Source organism: Intrasporangium mesophilum, assembly GCF_054783095.1.
Map to the genome: position 1 here is coordinate 326,836 of NZ_BAAGRF010000009.1, position 18,073 is coordinate 344,908.

Below are 18,073 nucleotides of genomic sequence, written 5' to 3' on the forward strand. Positions count from 1 at the left end.
CGCGCCGGGGCTGTCATCGTTGGCGGAGGATGGGGGATTTGAACCCCCGAGGGTTTTATCCCAACACGATTTCCAATCGTGCGCACTAGGCCACTATGCGAATCCTCCGTCGGGCAGGGTACCGGAGGACTCGCCCGGTCAAGAAATCCGGGCGACCGGTGTCGGTGGTGCCGGGCAGACTGCAGCGGGTGACCTCGACCGACCGGCTGACGACACCCGACCGCCCACCGCTGCGTTCGTTCTGGCAGGACCTGCCCCGCGACGGCAAGCTGCTCATCTCGACGGTGGTCTTCCAGTCGATCGGGACCGGCCTCGTGCTGCCGTTCATGGTCGTCTACCTTCACGAGGTCCGCGGCCTGCCGCTCGAGACGGTCGGCCTGCTGCTGGCCCTGCAGGCCGGCGTCGGCATCGTCATGGTCACCCCTGCCGGCGCACTTATCGACCGCATCGGCGCCCGCCTGGTCTACGTCAGCAGCCTGCTCGCGCTGCTCGCCGCCGATGTCATGCTCGCGCTCGCGACGACGACGCTCCAAGCGGCGTTCGCGCTCGTCCTGATGGGCTACGGCTTCGGCATCGTCTGGCCCGCCTCGGGCGCACTGATCGGCAACCTCATCCCGTCGCAGCAGAGGCAGCGCTACTTCGGCGTCAACTTCACGCTGCTCAACCTCGGCATCGGCATCGGCGGGATCATCGGCGGCCAGTTCGTCGACGTGCACCGGCCCGGCACGTTCATGGCGGTCTACCTGCTCGACGCCCTGAGCTACGTGCCCGCCCTCGTCATCCTCCTCGGCCCCCTGCGCCGCGCCCGCGACCGTGCGGAGCGACCGGCAGGCCACACCGAGAGCAAGGTCTCGTACCGCACGCTGCTGCGCGACCCGAAGCTGCGGGCGCTGCTTGCGCTCGTCGCGATCGCAGCCCTTGTGAGCTACCCGCAGCTCAACGCCGGCATGCCCGCCTACGCCCGCGCCGAAGGACAGATCTCGACCCAGGCGCTGGGATATGCGTTCGCCACCAACACCGTCGTCATCGTGCTGCTCCAGCTGTTCGTGCTGCAGCGCATCGAGGGCAAGCGCCGCACGCGTGTGGCGGTCGTGATGGCCCTGACCTGGGCGATCGCCTGGTCGCTGCTCGGGCTCACCTCCCTGGTCCCCGGCACGGTGGCCGCGACGATCATGCTCTGCGCATGTGCGGGGGTCTTCGGCCTCGGCGAGACGATGCTCCAGCCCACCAGCTCGGCCATGGTCAACGACCTCGCACCGGACCACCTGCGCGGCCGCTACAACGCGCTGAGCTCGCTGATGTTCTCCGTCGCCTTCGTGGTGGGCCCGGTCGTCGCGAGCTTCCTCATCGGGCACGACCTGGGCATGGTCTACATCGGCTTCCTCATCGGCGCCTGCGGTCTGCTCGCGCTCATCGCCATCGCGGTCGAGCGGCGTCTGCCGGCCCACGTCAACGGCATACGCGAGCACGAGGAGGCCCCGACGCAGCGGCCCGAGCCTGTGCCCGCAACCCGGACCGACGGCGGATTTCCGGCTGAGGAACGGAGCGGCATACACTGACGGTCGACACCCCGCGTGGTGGTACCTCGCCGAACTCCCCCAGGGCAGGAATGCAGCAAGGGTAGGTGAGCTCTTCCAGGTACGCGGGGTGTCCCTGTGTCCGCTCTACCGGGCGCGCGGCGGGGCCGTGGTGGTGCCGATCCGGAGCGTGACCGGCTGGGTGACGCTGCGGGGGCTCTTGCCGTCGAGGCGCCGACGCACGAGGGTGCCGATGATCCGGCCCTTCTCCCGGCCCTGCTGGTCCATCGTCGTGAGCCGGTGCGGCAGCCACGGCAGGTCGACGCCGTCGAACCCGGTGACGCTGACGTCGTCCGGCACTCGCAGCCCGAGCTCCTCGGCAGCCAGGATCACGCCGGCGGCGATGACATCGGACTGCGCCACGACGGCCGTCGGTCGCTCCCGCCCCGGCACATCGAGCAGGACCCGGCCGGCCATGATGCCCCCCTCGACCGACGAGCCATCACCGGTCTGGATCGCGGGCGCCGCATCGCCGAAGACGTCGCGGAAACCCAGCAGACGCCCGATCGAGGGGACGTTCGCCTCGCCGACCAGGATCTCGGCCTCTGGCACCGGGCCCGCGACGCTCGTCGGCAGCATCGGCATCGTCACGTGCGCCACCGCGGTGTGGCCGAGGTCGCGGACGTGCCGCGCGATCGTCGCGGCCGCCGCACGCTCGTCGATGCGGACCTGCGTCACGCGGCGGTCGCTGGGCGCGCCGGTGCTGAACATGGGTATGCCGCGTGCGGCGAGGTGCTCGACCGCGGGGTTCTCGCCCGGCCCGCACAGCGAGAAGACGACCGCGTCGAGCGCGAGCCCGGCCAGCTGCGGGACGACGGACTCCGGGGCGTCGTCGGGCTGGCCGACGAGCAGCATCCCGGTGGGCACCCGCTCGAGCTCCTCGGCGAGCCCGTCGAGCACCGCGATCGCGAACGGGTCGCGGAAGGCGACTCGGAGCCGTCCTTCGACGAGAACCCCGATGGCCCCCGCCCTGCCCTGGCGCAGCGACGACGCGAGCGGGTTCGGGCCGGTGAACCCCAGGTCCTGCGCCGCGGCCCGAACTCGCTCCGCGGTGGGCACAGCCACGGGCCCTTTGCCGCTGAACACGAGCGAGGCCGTCGACACGGACACACCGGCGCGGTCGGCGACGTCGCGCAGTGTCGGTCGGGCTTGACCAAGGGTGGGCATGACAGGCATGCTATCGAAACGATTCGAGTCGAATCGATTCGAGCCACCGGGGCACTTACTCACAGTCGTGCCCGACCCCGATCCACGAGAGGCTGGAACCATGGCCACCGCCGTCAGCACGCCGCCGACGCAGGCTGTCCGCACCGCGCGGGTGGCCGTGTTCACCGCGTTCGCCGTCAACGGCGCGGCATTCGCGGCCTTCGCCTCGCGCGTGCCTGACCTCAAGCACGACCTCGGCCTCACCGCCGGCGAGCTCGGCCTCACCCTGCTCGCCGCGTCGGCGGGCTCAGTGCTCGGGCTCCCGCTCTCGGGCTGGATCGTGCACCACCTCGGCGCCGCCCGGACCCTCATGGGCGCGGCCATCGTGCAGAGCGCGGGCCTCATCGCCGTGGGGCTCGGTGTCAGTGGGTACCACAACCGGGCGGTCGTCATGGCCGGCCTGTTCCTCGTCGGCCTCGGCACCGGGGTCTTCGACGTCGGGATGAACCTCGAAGGCGCGTCGGTCGAACGGCTGCTCGGCCACTCGATCATGCCGCGCTTCCATGCGTCGTTCAGCGGTGGGACGGTCGTCAGTGCGCTCGTCGGCGCCGGCCTGTCCGCGCTCCACGTGTCCATCGCCTGGCACCTGGCCGGTGTGGTCGTGCTCCTGCTTGCGGTCACCCCGTGGTTCCTGCGGGCCTTCCTGCCACGGTCGATCGAGGTCGACGAGCACGGCACGGAGGTCAAGGAGAAGGCCGGCATCGGCGCAGCCTGGCGCGAGCCGCGGACGCTGCTGATCGGCGTCGTGGTGCTCGCCGCCGCCTTCACCGAGGGCACCGCGAACGACTGGGTCGGCGTCGCACTCTCCGACGGCTACGGCCTGCCGCGCTGGGCCGGCGTGCTCGGCTTCGCCGTCTTCCTCACGGCGATGACCGCGGGACGGATCTTCGGCACGAAGGTGCTGGACCGTCGCGGGCGGGTGCCGGTGCTGCGGGTGCTGTTCGTCGCCGCCGTGGTGGGCTGCGCGCTCGTGGTGTTCGGCGGACCTGGCCTCGCGTTCCTGGGCGCCGCTGTCTGGGGTGTCGGCGCAAGCCTCGGCTTCCCGGTCGGGATGAGCGCGGCTGCAGACGACCCCCGCCGCGCCGCCGCCCGGATGAGCGTCGTCTCAACGATCGGCTACACGGCCTTCCTGGCCGGGCCGCCCCTGCTCGGCTTCCTCGGCGACCACGTCGGCGTCCTGCACTCGCTGCTCGTCGTCGGCGCGATGGCGATGGTCGCGCTCCTCGCGATCCCCGCCGTCCGCGAGCCCGGCCGCCGCTCCTGACTCCCACCGGCCCCTCCGTCGGTTCGAGGTGATTCGTCGCCCGTGAACACCAGACGAATACATCGAACCGGCGGAGGGTGGGGGAGCTGGGGCCTCAGAAGTACTCGGTGAGGTGCGGGGTGCAGGCGAAGATCGCATCCAGCGCGGCGTCCGCGTCCGGGTCGCCGCCGACCACGAGTCCGGCCTGACGCAGGCGTGAGGTCGTCCAGCCGCACCAGAGCGCGGCCAGCCCTCGGGCGCCGACCCGGGCCACGGTGGTCCCGGAGGCCGTCGTGACGGCGGTCTCCATCGCGGCCGCCTCTGGGTCCAGCAGCTCGGCGGTGCCCCAGCCTCGATCCACCGAGAACCTCCACCACCCCGAGTTGCCTGCCGCCTCGGGGTCGCTGACGACGAGGTCGGCCGACGCGGTGAGGCCCGGCGCGAAGCCACGCCCGGCCACCGCTTCGGCGAGGTCGATGACGCGCGCCATCCACGGCACCTGACGCACCTCGATCGAGGGGAGTCCGGGGAGCAGCAGTGCGACCGGATCCCGGGGGTCGAGGTACGTGTGCACCGTCGGCGCCGCAGACGAGCCCGAGGCCACGACTCCCCACAGCGCCAGCGCGGACTCGGGAGTGTCAGCCACCAGGTGCTCGACCGTCACCACCTCGTCGGACAGGTCGTAGACGACGAAGCCGGCGTCCCGGGCGCCCCGGGCGCCATCGGCATCGGCATCGGCAGCGGCAGCGGCATCGGCAACGTCGCCGGAGCCCTCGACGATGTAGCAGATGAGGTCGGCACGTTCGAGCATGCTGCGGAAGGCCGCCTCCGACGGGACCATCGGCCCACTCTGGGTATGCCGCACCTGCCCTTCCCGGGTCATGGCGCGCAGGCGCTCGGCGTCCTGCGGCCCGGCCGCGCGCAGGGCCGGCACGCTCGAGGACCGCGCAAGGTCGCGAAGGAGGGGGGCGGCATACGTCGTCCGTGTCTGGACTCCGCCGACCTCGAACCCCGAGCGGCGATAGAGCGACGTGGTGGTCGGGAAGAGACAGGACACGACGTCGCCGAGATCGCCCATCCGCTCGATGAGCGCCCCCGTCAGCAGCGTCGCCACGCCGCGGCCGCGGGCAGCCGGCTCGACGTACACCCCGGCGACGCCACCCATGGGCAGGAACCGCCCGCCCCAAGCCTGCTCGTACGAGCGGACCCGTCCCGCCCCGACGATGGCGTCGGACTCGTCGACGACCGCGAGCCACCGCCCGCCGAGCGTCTCGTCGGCAACCTGGCGCCACCAGGTCTGCTCGTCGGTGCGGAGCGGTCCGAACGAGCGGTTGCGCACGGTGAGGATCGCTTGGAGGTCGGCTTCGGTGACGTCGCGCGTCCGGAGGTCGCTCATGACCTCGAACCTAGCCAAGCGGCAACCCGTCCCGACGAGGTCCGGGGTCAGGTGCGGTGAAGCATCGTCAGGGTCTGCACCCGGCGCGTGCCCCACCAGAGGAGCCCGAGGGTGACCCACACGCTCGCGCTGAGCAGCGTCTCGTGGCCGTTCTTGGCGAAGAAGGCGACGAGCGATCCGAGCAGGACGACGGACAGCACGGGCTGGAGATACCAGAAGACCAGCATCTGCGGACCGCCGAACGCCTTCGGTGCACCACGGAAGGCCGCCATCAGGTGCCCCGCCACGAGCAGCATGACCGTCGCGACGAGGATCACGACGCCGGTCAGGGAGATGGAGGCGACGGGGGTGAGCACGGCGACGCAGGCGGCCAAGGAGAGGACGGTCAGCACGAGCGGCACGACCAGGTGAGCCCCCGCCTCTTCGAGCGCCGCCATGCCGAGCAGCGAGGGCGTCCCGACGTTGTCGGCCTGCAGCCGAAGGCCCTCGGCCCATGCCCCGAAGCCGAGATAGAGCGGAACGAGCCCGATGGTGACGGCGATGCCGGGTGCGGCGGGCTCGATGGCGCCCCAGGCGACGATGGCGCCGCCGAGCAGGGTCAGGCCGAGCCCGGCCACGAAGCCGGACGGCTGGCGGCGGAGCCCGAGCAGGTCGCGGCGCACCATGACCGGGAACGGCCGCCCGGGACGCAGGCGCGCGCGGCGGGCATGCCGGATCGGGCGCGCGAGGGCGAGGCGGGCCGTGCGCATGTTGCCTGCGAGCGCCGAGCCGGCGATCGTCGAGGTGTTGGCGGAGTGGGCGCGCAGCGACTCCGCGTGGAGCTCACGCAGGGCGTCGGAGATCCGCCAGAGCAGGCCGATCCCACGGTCGGGCCCGGGCCAGGAGCGCACCTGCGACCACAGCCACACGCGCGAGGTGACGAGGCCGAGCAGGAGCCCGACCAGGAGCGCGACCGGGACGGAGAGCGCGCCGGTGACCCCGGCGAACGCCAGACCCGCGCCGAACACCAGCCCCGTCAGCCCGCCGACGAAGACGGCCCCGATCACGGCATACCGCCACCAGCGGCGCACGGACAGCGCACGGTCGATGGGCGCGCTCGCGACGAGGTCGATCCACGGCAGCGGCGGCACGACCGGCCCACGGAACCGCCCGGCCCACCAGGTCGCCGCCAGCAGCACGACGACGGCCGCCCCGATGACCCCGACCGCCGCCGGCGACGTCAGCTGCTCGCGCAGCAGCACCCGGTCGGTCGTGCGGAAGACCGCCTGGACGAGCGGGAAGCCGTACGCCAGCGCGCCGACGAACATGACGTATGCCGCATACAGCAGCTGCTGGCGCGCCTTGCGGGCGCGCTCGCCGCCGATGACCCAGTCGGCCTGGCCGAGCAGCTCGTCGTCGTCGACCTCGAGCTGCGCCTCGGGCGCGGGCGACGGGGTGGGGTGCACGTCGGTCATCGTGCGGGCACGACGTCGACGATGTGGTGGGCCACCGCGGCCGTGAGGTCGGGGTCGTGGCAGGCCATGACGACCGTCGAGCCGGCGTCGGTGCGCTCGCGCACGATGGTGGCCACGACTTCGCGCTTGGCGGTGTCGAGCCGCTGCTCCGGCTCGTCGAGGAGCAGCACGGTCGAGGGTCGGCACAGGGTGAGGGCGAGGCGGAAGAGCTGCTCCTGGCCGGACGAGAGCTCGTGCGGGAAGCGGTCGGCGAGCTGGTCGATCCCGAAGCGGCCCAGGAGCGCCAGGGCGCGCGCGTCGGACGAGCTCGGCTCGCCGCCCCAGGTCGAGTCGACGAGCACGAGGTGGTCCGCAAGGGTCAGGTCGCGGTAGGTCGTCGGCGGTCCGATCAGCGCCGCCACGGCCGCCCGCACGGCACGGTCGCGCTCGTCGGCCTCGCGCCCGCCGATCGTGGCCGTCCCGGTGGTCGCCTCGAGCAGGCCGCCGATGATCCGCAGCAGGGTCGTCTTGCCCGAGCCGTTCGGCCCCCGCAGGACGACGCACTCGCCGGGGTCCGCCGACACGGTGGTCGGCTTCAGCAGTGTCGTGGTGTCGATGGTCTTGCTGACCTCGACCGCACGCACCTCACCTGTCAGCACCGCGACCGCACTCATGCGAGCCAAGATATGCGAGTCGGCAGGTCAGCGCCTCAGCGCCCGGCGACCCTGTGGACATCCGGTGCGCGATGTCGAGGTTGTGGTCCGGCGCGGGCGATGCAGGGCACGCGACGGCATTCCGGAGCGTCACCAGCCCCGGTTAGGGTTTCGGGCATGGCCATCGCCCTCTACCGCCGCTACCGGCCGGAGACGTTCGCCGACGTCATCGGGCAGGAGCACGTCACCGAGCCGCTCATGCAGGCGCTGCGCACGGGCCGGGTCAACCACGCCTATCTCTTCAGCGGCCCGCGCGGGTGTGGCAAGACGACGAGTGCGCGCATCCTCGCGCGCTGCCTCAACTGCGAGCAGGGCCCGACGCCGACGCCCTGTGGCACCTGCGACTCGTGCGTCGCGCTCGCGCGTGGTGGATCGGGCAGCGTCGACGTCATCGAGATCGACGCGGCCAGCCATGGCGGTGTCGACGACGCGCGTGACCTGCGTGAGCGAGCGAGCTATGGCCCGGCCCAGAGCCGCTACAAGATCTACATCATCGACGAGGCCCACATGGTCACCCCGCAGGGCTTCAACGCCCTGCTCAAGATCGTCGAGGAGCCGCCGGAGCACGTGAAGTTCGTGTTCGCGACGACCGAGCCGGAGAAGGTCATCGGCACGATCCGCTCGCGCACGCACCACTACCCGTTCCGGCTCGTCCCACCGGCGAAGCTGTCGGCCTACATGGAGCGGCTGCTCGAGCAGGAGGGGGTGCCGGCCGCGCCCGGCGTGCTCTCGTTCGTGACCCGCGCGGGCGGTGGGTCGGTGCGTGACTCGCTGTCCGTGCTCGACCAGCTCATCGCCGGCTCCGGGCCGGAGGGGCTGACCTACGACGGCGCCGTTTCGCTGCTCGGCTTCACCGACGGCGAGCTGCTCGACGCGACCGTCGACGCCCTGGCGGCCGGCGACAGCGCCGCGACGTTCCGGCAGATCGACAAGGTCATCGAGTCCGGGCACGACCCGCGCCGGTTCGTCGAGGACCTCCTGGAGCGTCTGCGCGACCTCATCATCGTCGCCGCGGTGCAGGAGGGCGCTGCGCAGGTGCTGCGTGGCGTCCCCGAGGACCAGCTCGAGCGCATGCGCGTCCAGCAGGCGGCCTTCGGCCCGGGGGCCCTCTCGCGCGCGGCCGACATCGTCAACACCGGCCTCACCGAGATGACCGGGGCCACGGCGCCCCGCATGCAGCTCGAGCTGATCTGCGCTCGCATCCTGCTTCCCGCGTCGTCAGGGGAGCAGGGGTATGCCGCCCGCCTCGACCGCCTCGAGCGTCGCCTCGATGTGGGCGGGGTGCCGAGCGCCTCCGGCGGCGCGGCCGGACCTGCCGGTATGCCGCTGAGCTCACCTCCCGGGCCACCGCCGGTCCCCGCATCTGCGCCTTCGGGGCCGATGGCCGGGGTGGGTTCGGGTGGGACCGGACCTGCCGCGGCGGGCGCGAGCGCTGCGGGTGGTGGCGTGTCCGCGCCGCCGCGCACCGTCTCGGACTACTCGGCGCCGTCGCGGGCGGCGGCCGGTCCCGCGGGGCATGACGCTGGTCCGGGTGAGCCCCAGGGACCATCGCACGGCTCGTCTCGAGGGGCCGGCGGGATGGGTGGCAGCCGTTCTGCGGACATCCGGCACGTCGTCGGGGCCCCCGACCCCGGCCCGATCGCCCGCGCCGACGCTGCCCGGGCGGAGGCGGGTGCTCCGCCGGTCGTTCCGCCCGCCGAGTCGGTCGGCGGGCCCTCGGCGTCCCAGGCCGGCCTCGGCACCGGGCAGGCTGATGCGTCGCCGGAGGCCGGGACCGCGCGCCCGGCGGGTGGCGGCATGGACACGGACGCCATCCGCCGCGCCTGGCCCAACGTCCTCGGCCGGATCTTCACGATGCGACGCCTCACCTGGACGTTCGTCTCGCAGAACGCCCAGGTCACCGCGTTCGACGGCCAGACCCTGACCCTCGGCATCGCGACGGCCGGCCTGACGCAGACGTTCCGCGCGGGCAACCACGCCGAGGTCGTGCGACAGGCACTCATCGACGAGCTCGGTGTCGACGCCATCGTCAACGGCGTGCACGTCGACGACGTGGCGCAGCAGGCGCCGGTGGCTCCGCCTCCTGGCGCAGTCCCACCGGCCGGGGAGGCCGACCCGCACCGGGCCACCGGCGGGATCGGGCGCGACGTCGGACCCGGGCGCGACAGTGGGCGCGACGGTGGAACCGGGCGCGACAGCGGGCGCGACGGTGGACCCGGCTCCGATCCCGGGTCTTCGCGGCAGTCATGGGGTGATGCCGGCGCGGGTCATGATCCCGGCGCGTCACCGGTCCCCTCAGGTGGCGCTCTCGCCGACGCCGGGCTGTCTGCCGCGGCCTCGCGCTCGCACTATGACAACGCCGGCTGGGGCAGCGTGTCGGGGCCGGCCCCCGACTGGGCCACCGGCCCGGCCCCGGACGCTGAGGCCCCTGTCGGTTCGGCCTCGACCGTCAGCCCCGCCGGCGAGACCGCCTCTGCCGCAACGGGACCGGGTGCTGCGTCGCGCCAGTCGCCGACGCGCGCTACCGGCAGCCCGACCGCCGCAGCGAAGCGGGGCGCAAAGGCTGTCCGCGAGTCGATCGCGCAGGCCCGCACCGGAGCAGCGGCTGGTCCTTCAGGCGCCGAGCCGCGCGCCGCCGAGCTCACCGACGACTCAGCGGTCAGCGCCGACGACGAGGACATCGAGGTGTCGGGCGATGTCGGGCGCGCCGTGGTCGAGCGGGTTCTCGGCGGCCGGGTCATCCAGGAGCTCGACGACTGACGCCGCCTGACGGACGGTCGAGCCGGTGCAGCCTCGAGGGTGCGGGCAGCCCGGCGCACCGGCAAATAACACGCATTCGCCGATGAGGGCGCCCGCGCAGCAGTAGTTTTCCTGATGTGACCTTCGAGGTTGCGGCGGACGCCTACAACCGATTCATGGGGCGCTACTCGGGGCCGCTTGCCACACGGTTCGCCGACTGGGCCAAGGTGGCCCCGGGCGGACGGGCCCTCGATGTCGGTTGCGGTCCCGGGGCGCTGACGCGTGTCCTCGTCGAGCGGCTCGGCGTCGACGGGGTGTCCGCGGTCGACCCGTCGCACCAGTTCCTGGCCGCGCTGCGGCGTACATTCCCGACACTCGACGTGCAGTCGGGGCTGGCGGAGCAGCTGCCTTACCCCGACGACCTGTTCGACCACACCCTGGCCCAGCTCGTCGTCCACTTCATGCAGGACCCGGTCCGCGGGCTCCGGGAGATGGGCCGGGTCACCCGGCCCGGCGGCACCGTTGCGGCGTGCGTCTGGGACCTCGCGGGCGAGGGCGCACCGCTCAGTGTCTTCTGGAGGGCGGCCCGCCAGCTCGACCCCGACGTGGTCGACGAGTCGTCGCTGCCCGGGGTCCACGAGGGAGAGCTGATGCGACTCTTCGACGAGGCGGGCCTCACGCACATCGAGGACACCCTCCTGACCGTGACGGTGCGTCACGCCACCTTCGACGAGTGGTGGGAGCCGTACACGCTCGGAGTCGGTCCTGCCGGAGACTTCGTCCACAACCTGGATGCAGACGGGCAAGAGCGGTTGCGGGAGCTCTGCCGCGCGCTGCTGCCCGAGCCGCCGTTCTACATCCTCGCCTCGGCGTGGGCCGTCCGGGCCCGAGCGTGACCGCCCACGGTGCATGTGTCCGATGCATCATTGACGCGACCACCCCTCGCGCGCTGTCGGCCCTAGGCTGTGGCCCATGCTGAACAGCCTTGGGCGGTCCGTCCTGTACCCGCTCTCCCATGCGCTGTACCGCCCGAGGATCGAAGGCAAGGAGAACGTGCCTCGCGACGGCGGCGTCATCGTCGCGAGCAACCACCGGTCCTTCATCGACTCCTTCGCGATCCCGCTCGCCTCGCCGCGCGGGGTCCGGTTCCTCGCGAAGGAGGAGTACTGGCAGGGCAAAGGCATCGGCGGCTTCCTGCGCAGGGGCTTCTTCACCGGTGTCGGCATGGTCCCGGTCAACCGCCACTCGCCGACCGCGGCACAGGAGAGTCTCGACGCCGCACTCGAGGTGCTGCGCGCCGGTGACGCGTTCGGCATCTACCCCGAGGGCACCCGGTCTCGCGACGGCCGGCTCTACCGCGGTCGCACTGGCGTCGCCTGGCTGGCGCTGACCGCGCAGGTCCCGATCGTGCCGGTCGGCCTGATCGGCACCGAGGACATACAGCCGGTCGGATCGAGCTTCCCGAGGATCGCCAAGGTGACGGTGCGTTTCGGCACGCCGATCGGCGTCGAGGAGTATGCCGACATGCCGGCCGGCAAGGCGCGTCGCCTCCTGACCGACCGCGTCATGGAGGCCATCTCTGAGCTGTCCGGTCAGGAGCGTGTCGACGAGTACAACGAGGTGCCGAGCGGCGAGCCGTCCGCCTGACCCCGTGGCCCTGGGAGGGCCGGGACCACCTTCGGTACGAAATCGATACGGACCGCACCATTGCAGATGCGACTCAGTCGCATCTAGCGTGGACTCGTGAGCCTCACCGACATGGCCGACGCCGACACGGCGTCCCGTCCACCCCTGCGGGCACGCATCGGCGCCGCCGAGCGCCGAAGCCTCCTCGGCATGGGGTCGTTCGTCCTGCTGCTGCACGTCGTCGGCTGGGGCGTGCTCGCCGGAGTCGTCGCGCCGCACGGGTACCAGGTCGCCGGCCAGGTGTTCGGTGTGGGACTCGGCCTCACGGCATACACCCTGGGGATGCGACACGCCTTCGACGCCGACCACATCGCGGCCATCGACAACACGACGCGCAAGCTGATGTCCGACGGGCAGCGCCCGATGAGTGTCGGGTTCTGGTTCAGCCTCGGCCACTCGTCGGTCGTGTTCGCCATGGTGATGCTGCTCGCGTTCGGCATCCGCGCGCTCGCCGGGGCGCTGGAAGACGACCACTCGACCCTGCAGCAGGTCACGGGTGTGTGGGGCACCTCGGTCTCCGGCATCTTCCTCGTGGCGATCGGCCTGGTGAACCTCGTCGCGCTGACCGGCATCGTGCGGGTGCTGCGGCGGATGCGCGCCGGGCACTTCGACGAGGCCGAGCTGGAGCGTCAGCTCGACAACCGCGGCTTCCTCAACCGGATCCTCGGCCGTGTCACCCGAGCCGTGCGCAAGCCGTGGCACATGTACCCCGTCGGGCTTCTGTTCGGGCTCGGCTTCGACACCGTCACCGAGGTGGGGCTGCTGGTCATGGCCGGTGGCGCGGCCGCGGCCGACCTGCCGTGGTATGCCGTGGTGACCCTGCCCGTGCTCTTCGCGGCCGGCATGTCGCTGCTGGACACGATCGACGGGTCGTTCATGAACGTCGCCTACGGGTGGGCGTTCGCCAAGCCGGTCCGCAAGATCTACTACAACCTCACGGTGACCTCGCTGTCCGTCGCCGTGGCGCTGGTGATCGGAGTGGTCGAGCTGGTGTCCGTGCTGTCCGGGCGCTTCGGCATCGAGTCCGGGCCGCTGGCCTGGATCGGGTCGGTCGACCTCGCCGACGCAGGGTTCTGGATCGTGGGGCTGTTCGTTGTCACCTGGATCGTGTCGATCGCGATCTGGCGGTGGGGCCGGATCGAGGAGCGCTGGTCGACCGCGCTGACAGACTGACCCGCAGACTGACGCGCAGACTGACCCGCAGCTAGGCGCGACGGGCGTCGGCGATGGCGGCGGCGAAGTGAGGCAGTGACGCCTCGATCGTGTCGGCAGTTGCCGTCAGGCAGATCCGGAACCAGCCCGGCGTCTCGAACAGCGCACCCGGCATGACGAGGACCCCACGCTGCGCGAGTCCCTTCACGAACGACTCGTCGTCGGCGACGGGCGACCGAGGCCAGAGGTAGAAGGTGCCCTCGGGGACCGAGACCTCGTATCCCATCTCGCGAAGCGCCGCGACGAGCCGGTCGCGCTTCCCCTGCAGACCCGGGACGTCGATCGACAGCTCCTCGAGCCGGGGGATGGCGTACTGCATCACGGCGTTCGGGAAGAGCCAGCCGCCGGCGACCTGCAGGCTTTCGATGGCCTCCATCAGCACGTCGCGCCCGGGTATGCCGGGTGGCACCGCGATGTAGCCGATGCGCTGACCGGGTGCGAGCAATGTCTTGCCGTACGAGTAGCAGATGACGGTGTGCCGGTAGAACTGCGCCGGACTGTGGAACTGGTTGCCGTCGAAGACGATTCGGTTGTAGGGCTCGTCCGACACGATCCAGATGCGGCGGCCGTGCCGGGCTGACGCCTCGTCGAGCAGCCTGCCCAGGGCCGTGAGGACCTCCGGTGGGTAGATTCGGCCGCTCGGGTTGTTCGGGGTGTTGACGATTACCGCGCGGGTGCGTTCGGTGATGGCCGCCGCAATGCCGTCGAGGTCGAGGTCGAACGTCGGCTCGAGGGCGCTCACCTTGACCGGGACCAGCCCCGCCTCCAGGGCGAGGCCCTCGTAGAGGAACCACGGGGGCAGCGTGTAGACGACCTCGTCGCCCGGGTCCGCGAGCACCTTCATGGCGACGGTGATCGCGCCGAACCCGCCCGTCGTCATCCTCAGGTTGTCGGCCGCCCACCCGAGTGGCACCACGCGTTCCAGGGACGCGGCCGCTGCCTCCTGCGCCGTGACCTCGCTCTGCTTGTAGGCGAACCACAGCTCGTCCTGGGGGAGCGCGGCCGTGCGCAGCGCCTCGACATACTCGGTCATCTGCAGCTCGTGCGGGTCCCCGAAGGTGAAGTCGAGGACGCCCGGCTCGCGGCGTCGCGTCTGGTAGTCGGACTTGCGCAGGAAGTCGAACAGCACCCGGAACGGCACGGCGGCCTGGATCCGCTCGCTGCGACGTGAGACGAGCCGGTCGACCGCCTGGTCAGTGACGTCAGTGACGTCAGTGACGTCAGCGACCTGCTCCGTCGCCTGCCCCGCGTCCTGCGCCGCTCCCTGCCCTGTCGCCTGGTCAGCCACTCGCTCACCCATGGCCCACTCCTCGCCCCGGAGGCCTCGTCCACGCCACGGTAGACCGGTGCGGCGGTCCGCAGCAGGGCTTTTCCAGGCTTAGGGTTGCGGTGTGTACGAAGGCGCGGTGCAGGACCTCATCGACGAGCTCGGACGGCTACCGGGCATCGGCCCGAAGGGCGCGCAGCGCATCGCCTTCCACCTGCTGCAGGCCGACACCGACGAGGTGAACCGGCTCGTCACCGCGCTGACCGAGGTCAAGGCCAAGGTCCGGTTCTGCGAGGAGTGCGGCAACGTCGCCCAGGCCGAGAAGTGCCGGATCTGCGCTGATCCTCGCCGGGACCACACCGCGATCTGCGTCGTCGAGGAGCCCAAGGACGTCGTCGCGATCGAGCGCACTCGCGAGTTCCGTGGCGTCTACCACGTGCTCGGCGGAGCGATCAGCCCGATCGACGGCATCGGCCCCGATGACCTACGCGTGCGCGAGCTGATGCAGCGTCTCGCCTCCGGCGACGTGCAGGAGGTCATCATCGCCACCGACCCGAACCTCGAGGGCGAGGCGACCGCCACCTACCTGTCGCGGCTGCTGCGCGACCTCGGCGTGACCGTGACCAGGCTCGCGTCGGGCCTGCCGGTCGGCGGAGACCTGGAGTACGCCGACGAGGTCACGCTGGGACGCGCCTTCGAGGGCCGCCGCCGCATCGACGCCTGACGCCTCTCGTACCCCAGACACGCGGCCCGGGGAATGCTGGCGGCGACACCAGAACGTCACCAACTTCACGCCTTCCGGCATGCCGCCGGGTCGGGTCAGCTGGTCGACCGCTCTCCCGCGCTGCCGTTCATCGGTCGAGCGCGCCTCGAAGCGCCACGTCGGGGCTGACAAGCGAATAGCTGCCGACGTCATCCGGGCCGCAGCCTGTGCCAGCGCTGACAAGGGCCATGAGGACACCGTCGGAGTCGTATGCCGGAGACCCGCTGTCACCGCTGCACGTGTTCGTGGACGACAGACGCGGGCGGGCGCAAGCGACCAACGACGACGGGCCGAGGCGCGGGTCTCTGCACATGTCAGAGTTCACCGCCTCCAGGTCGTGGCGGCGCAACTGGCAGGTTGGACGCCAGTCAGCGTCGCGACCCCACCCGTAAACGATGAGCTCGCGCGGCCGCATGCCTGATGCTCGGATAGGCGCCGGCTCCACGCCAAGAGAGTCCGGGGTGACAGACAGCACGGCCTGGTCCCAACCGATCGACGCGGCCACCATGTGGATCGCACGAACGCTGGTTCGACGGACGCTGCTCGCGTAGCTGCAGAGGTCATCGATTCTGATGACGACCGACACGTCTCCCGCCGCCAGTCCTTCGACGCAGTGCGCCGCCGTCAATACCGCGCTGGTGTTCACGACGACGCCGCCACAGAATTGGCCGGCAAAGAGTCCGTCCCTCGGTGCTGAGGTGTTGACGAGTGCCACCAGGGACGGAGGGGTCCCGTAGCGGGTGGGAGGCGGCTGGACAGAGTTCTGGGGGGCAGGAAGGCAAGCACCCGACGTCAGTAACAATGCCCATGCCGCCAGTACACGTGACCTTCGCACGTCTCCTACGGCCCCATCGCGCAGTCGCGCTGACTGTCGACCACATGGATCGCCTCCGGCGTGTAGACGTGGAAGCTAGCACCGCGATATCGGTAGGCCACGTCGATGTAGGTCAGCACTGCGGGTGCCTCTTCCTCGAACTGCAGCCCGGCAAAGATTGCCGTGTCGCCGCCCCCGGCCGTGACCGGCTGCAGGATGTAGCCGACCGCGGGCTTGAGCTCGGACAGCTTGAATCGTTCGGACTCCGTGGGCGTGAGCTTCGGCGGATACCCCTTGCTATCGCCGAGCACTTCTGTATTCAGCACCGGCAGCATCTGCTGGCCGATGATCGACATGTTCGCGCTACCAGCGCCCATGGTGAAGCCAAGGATCTCGATTGGGTCGCGCTCGGCGTTGCGCAGCACGAGCCCGCTCTGCGTGATCTTTCCTCCCGTGCCTGCCCTCTCGAAGCACGCCTGTTGGCTGCCCGCGGGCAACCATTGACCGGCAAGCGGGCCGGTCGACTCCGGGGGTGACTGCTCGAGCGTGCGCTCGCCCCCCAACCTTGTCGGGCGCTCGCCAGCGCAGCCGGCCAGCAGGCTTCCTGCGACGGCGAGGCCTGCGACGGCGAGGCCTGCGGCGCCCCGCCGGCTACGGCTTGACGACGAGCTCACCGAACGTCCCGCCCGGGTAGTCCCTTGTGCCGCAGACGTGCCGGTACTTGCCATTGGTGATCGATATTCTGTTGTTGTCCGTCCACGAGGAGTTCGCAGAAAGGTCCACGCCAAGCGCGCTCTTGATGCTCACGCCGTTCGTCCAGGTGAGAGCGGTTTCGTTGTCCGTCGTCCATGAGTAGCCAGACTGGGCGACGCAGCGCGTTGCGGAGGGAGCGCTGCTGAACGAGGTGGTCGTCCCGCCTCCGGTCGCAAACTGAGGTCTCACGTAGTGGTACGTGCTGTACACCCAGCCACTACCGCACCAAGTGTCGTACTTCGTGTATTTCCATTGCGGCTTGTAGTACTTGTAGAAGATGCCCGTCTGGTTCCAGGTGAAGGTCTGCGACGAGGACTTGGTCGAGGTACCGGACTGCGAGAAGGTCCCGTACGCGCCGGAGATGGAATAGCCAACTCCGAGGTTCGAGGTGGCGGACGTCTTGTACTCGTAAGACCCGGTGAACCCCGACCAGGTGCTGTAGAGCGACCCGGTCAGGACGTATGGGTAGTACGACGGCCCGGTGGTCGTTGAGCACAGTTTCGGGAGGACGGCCGCTGTTGAGGGCGCCACATCGCGCGACGAAGCGCTCGGTGTGCGGGAAGTCGGTGCAGCCGGGCCGCGCAGACGGATCGTTACGCCGGTGTCCGCCGACCGAGTCTCGTCGCGTGCCAACCGAACCCCGGTCAGCGAACCACCGGTTGCTGGCGGGATCGTCACCGTGAAGCTGTAGGTGCCCCGCTCATCTCCCGACTGCGCAAGCACGTCGAGGTCGAGCAGTCGGGTGGTGGGATCGATGTACTGCTCGAGTTCGGCGCTCCGACGCAGCGTCAGCCTGAAGTTCCCCTGGCTGTCCGTCGAGGCAACCGACACCGGGAGCAGCTTGATCCTGTCGCCTTCCCTCTGGTTGCGGTTGACAGGAGGCCATGCGACGAGCGTCGCCTTCGCCTGCGCGGCCGTGATGCCGCGGCCATCCGTCAGCCGTCCCGCCACGACGACCGGGTCAGATGATGTCTCGGCATGCGATGCCGGCGCCGCCGAACCAAGGAGAGCTGTGCATGCGACGGCCATGCCTGCCACGCGACGCCATACCCGTCCACGCTCCTGAGCCGTGGCTGGGCCTGGGCGCCGCACTCGGAGCAACCAGATCCTCATCTCTGCTTCCCTTCCTGCATCTACCGAAATGTGCGCGCTCGCCACACGCACAATCGTGGGAGCGCTCCGAAATGTCAAGCAAATGACTCGAACTAATCGAAGACGACTCGGGATAATTGCGACGTCACCTGACTGAATTGACAACTATCGAGCATGTG

The 18,073-nt window shown here is 70.7% G+C and carries 15 protein-coding genes, 1 tRNA gene and 1 other RNA gene; 8 read left to right on the forward strand and 9 right to left on the reverse strand.

The features are described 5' to 3' along the window. Positions 1-20: 20 nt before the first annotated feature. Positions 21-108 (reverse strand) — tRNA-Ser (locus ACYVLP_RS08955). 80 nt (positions 109-188) lie between these two features. On the opposite strand from ACYVLP_RS08955, the gene ACYVLP_RS08960 reads away from it, so the two are divergent. Beyond that, the gene (locus ACYVLP_RS08960; RefSeq protein WP_460626994.1) at positions 189-1,559 is read left to right on the forward strand and encodes an MFS transporter; all 1,371 of its coding nucleotides are present in this window, start codon (positions 189-191) and stop codon (positions 1,557-1,559) included. A gap of 2 nt (positions 1,560-1,561) precedes the next feature. After that, positions 1,562-1,658: signal recognition particle sRNA small type (ffs, locus tag ACYVLP_RS08965), an RNA gene on the forward strand. Between the two features lie 6 nt (positions 1,659-1,664). Here ffs and ACYVLP_RS08970 read toward each other — a convergent pair. Then, positions 1,665-2,744 (reverse strand): LacI family DNA-binding transcriptional regulator, encoded by a 1,080-nt coding sequence (locus ACYVLP_RS08970; RefSeq protein ID WP_460626995.1) that lies wholly within the window; start codon positions 2,742-2,744, stop codon positions 1,665-1,667. A 100-nt stretch (positions 2,745-2,844) separates the two neighbouring features. Here ACYVLP_RS08970 and ACYVLP_RS08975 point away from each other — a divergent pair, with 100 nt between their 5' ends. Further along, entirely contained in the window at positions 2,845-4,047 is a 1,203-nt protein-coding gene (locus ACYVLP_RS08975; RefSeq protein WP_460626996.1) for an MFS transporter, read from the forward strand. A 94-nt stretch (positions 4,048-4,141) separates the two neighbouring features. On the opposite strand, the gene ACYVLP_RS08980 is transcribed toward ACYVLP_RS08975, so the two are convergent. The 3 genes from ACYVLP_RS08980 to ACYVLP_RS08990 are packed head-to-tail and all read right to left on the reverse strand — an operon-like array spanning position 4,142 to position 7,529. After that, positions 4,142-5,422: a GNAT family N-acetyltransferase gene (locus ACYVLP_RS08980; RefSeq protein WP_460626997.1), complete on the reverse strand. Its 1,281-nt coding sequence runs from the start codon at positions 5,420-5,422 to the stop codon at positions 4,142-4,144. A gap of 47 nt (positions 5,423-5,469) precedes the next feature. Beyond that, on the reverse strand, positions 5,470-6,867 hold the full coding sequence (locus ACYVLP_RS08985) for a hypothetical protein (protein WP_460626998.1): 1,398 nt from the start codon (positions 6,865-6,867) through the stop codon (positions 5,470-5,472). A gap of 5 nt (positions 6,868-6,872) precedes the next feature. Beyond that, the gene (locus ACYVLP_RS08990; RefSeq protein ID WP_460626999.1) at positions 6,873-7,529 is read right to left on the reverse strand and encodes an ABC transporter ATP-binding protein; all 657 of its coding nucleotides are present in this window, start codon (positions 7,527-7,529) and stop codon (positions 6,873-6,875) included. A 156-nt stretch (positions 7,530-7,685) separates the two neighbouring features. On the opposite strand from ACYVLP_RS08990, the gene ACYVLP_RS08995 reads away from it, so the two are divergent. The 4 genes from ACYVLP_RS08995 to nicT all read left to right on the forward strand — a co-directional run bounded on the left by ACYVLP_RS08995 (position 7,686) and on the right by nicT (position 13,166). Then, entirely contained in the window at positions 7,686-10,328 is a 2,643-nt protein-coding gene (locus ACYVLP_RS08995) for a DNA polymerase III subunit gamma and tau (protein ID WP_460627000.1), read from the forward strand. A 116-nt stretch (positions 10,329-10,444) separates the two neighbouring features. Next, the gene (locus tag ACYVLP_RS09000) at positions 10,445-11,203 is read left to right on the forward strand and encodes a class I SAM-dependent methyltransferase (RefSeq protein WP_460627001.1); all 759 of its coding nucleotides are present in this window, start codon (positions 10,445-10,447) and stop codon (positions 11,201-11,203) included. 76 nt (positions 11,204-11,279) lie between these two features. Continuing rightward, complete coding sequence (locus ACYVLP_RS09005) at positions 11,280-11,954, forward strand: lysophospholipid acyltransferase family protein (protein ID WP_460627002.1); 675 nt, start codon at positions 11,280-11,282, stop codon at positions 11,952-11,954. A 96-nt stretch (positions 11,955-12,050) separates the two neighbouring features. Further along, complete coding sequence (gene nicT, locus ACYVLP_RS09010; RefSeq protein WP_460627003.1) at positions 12,051-13,166, forward strand: Nickel transporter NicT; 1,116 nt, start codon at positions 12,051-12,053, stop codon at positions 13,164-13,166. Positions 13,167-13,197: 31 nt separating this feature from the next. Here nicT and ACYVLP_RS09015 read toward each other — a convergent pair whose 3' ends face one another. Continuing rightward, complete coding sequence (locus ACYVLP_RS09015; protein WP_460627004.1) at positions 13,198-14,505, reverse strand: aminotransferase class I/II-fold pyridoxal phosphate-dependent enzyme; 1,308 nt, start codon at positions 14,503-14,505, stop codon at positions 13,198-13,200. Between the two features lie 91 nt (positions 14,506-14,596). Here ACYVLP_RS09015 and recR point away from each other — a divergent pair, with 91 nt between their 5' ends. Then, entirely contained in the window at positions 14,597-15,196 is a 600-nt protein-coding gene (gene recR / locus ACYVLP_RS09020) for a recombination mediator RecR (protein WP_460627005.1), read from the forward strand. A gap of 127 nt (positions 15,197-15,323) precedes the next feature. Here the strand turns inward: recR and ACYVLP_RS09025 are convergent, their stop codons facing one another. The 3 genes from ACYVLP_RS09025 to ACYVLP_RS09035 all read right to left on the reverse strand — a co-directional run bounded on the left by ACYVLP_RS09025 (position 15,324) and on the right by ACYVLP_RS09035 (position 17,960). Continuing rightward, positions 15,324-15,950: a S1 family peptidase gene (locus tag ACYVLP_RS09025; RefSeq protein ID WP_460627006.1), complete on the reverse strand. Its 627-nt coding sequence runs from the start codon at positions 15,948-15,950 to the stop codon at positions 15,324-15,326. A 125-nt stretch (positions 15,951-16,075) separates the two neighbouring features. After that, positions 16,076-16,723, reverse strand: a complete 648-nt coding sequence (locus ACYVLP_RS09030; protein ID WP_460627007.1) for a hypothetical protein — start codon at positions 16,721-16,723, stop codon at positions 16,076-16,078. Beyond that, positions 16,701-17,960, reverse strand: coding sequence for a hypothetical protein (locus ACYVLP_RS09035; RefSeq protein ID WP_460627008.1), 1,260 nt, complete (start codon positions 17,958-17,960; stop codon positions 16,701-16,703). Before ACYVLP_RS09035 ends, ACYVLP_RS09030 begins: the two co-directional genes overlap by 23 nt. Positions 17,961-18,073 lie beyond the last annotated feature (113 nt).

Excerpts from the sequence above, each read along its gene's own strand:
- ACYVLP_RS09005 (WP_460627002.1), top strand. The coding sequence starts at position 11,280 with ATGCTGAACAGCCTTGGGCGGTCCGTCCTGTACCCGCTCTCCCATGCG.
- ACYVLP_RS09015 (WP_460627004.1), bottom strand. The coding sequence starts at position 14,505 with ATGGGTGAGCGAGTGGCTGACCAGGCGACAGGGCAGGGAGCGGCGCAG.
- ACYVLP_RS08980 (WP_460626997.1), bottom strand. The coding sequence starts at position 5,422 with ATGAGCGACCTCCGGACGCGCGACGTCACCGAAGCCGACCTCCAAGCG.
- ACYVLP_RS08970 (WP_460626995.1), bottom strand. The coding sequence starts at position 2,744 with ATGCCCACCCTTGGTCAAGCCCGACCGACACTGCGCGACGTCGCCGAC.
- ACYVLP_RS08995 (WP_460627000.1), top strand. The coding sequence starts at position 7,686 with ATGGCCATCGCCCTCTACCGCCGCTACCGGCCGGAGACGTTCGCCGAC.
- ACYVLP_RS08975 (WP_460626996.1), top strand. The coding sequence starts at position 2,845 with ATGGCCACCGCCGTCAGCACGCCGCCGACGCAGGCTGTCCGCACCGCG.
- ACYVLP_RS08990 (WP_460626999.1), bottom strand. The coding sequence starts at position 7,529 with ATGAGTGCGGTCGCGGTGCTGACAGGTGAGGTGCGTGCGGTCGAGGTC.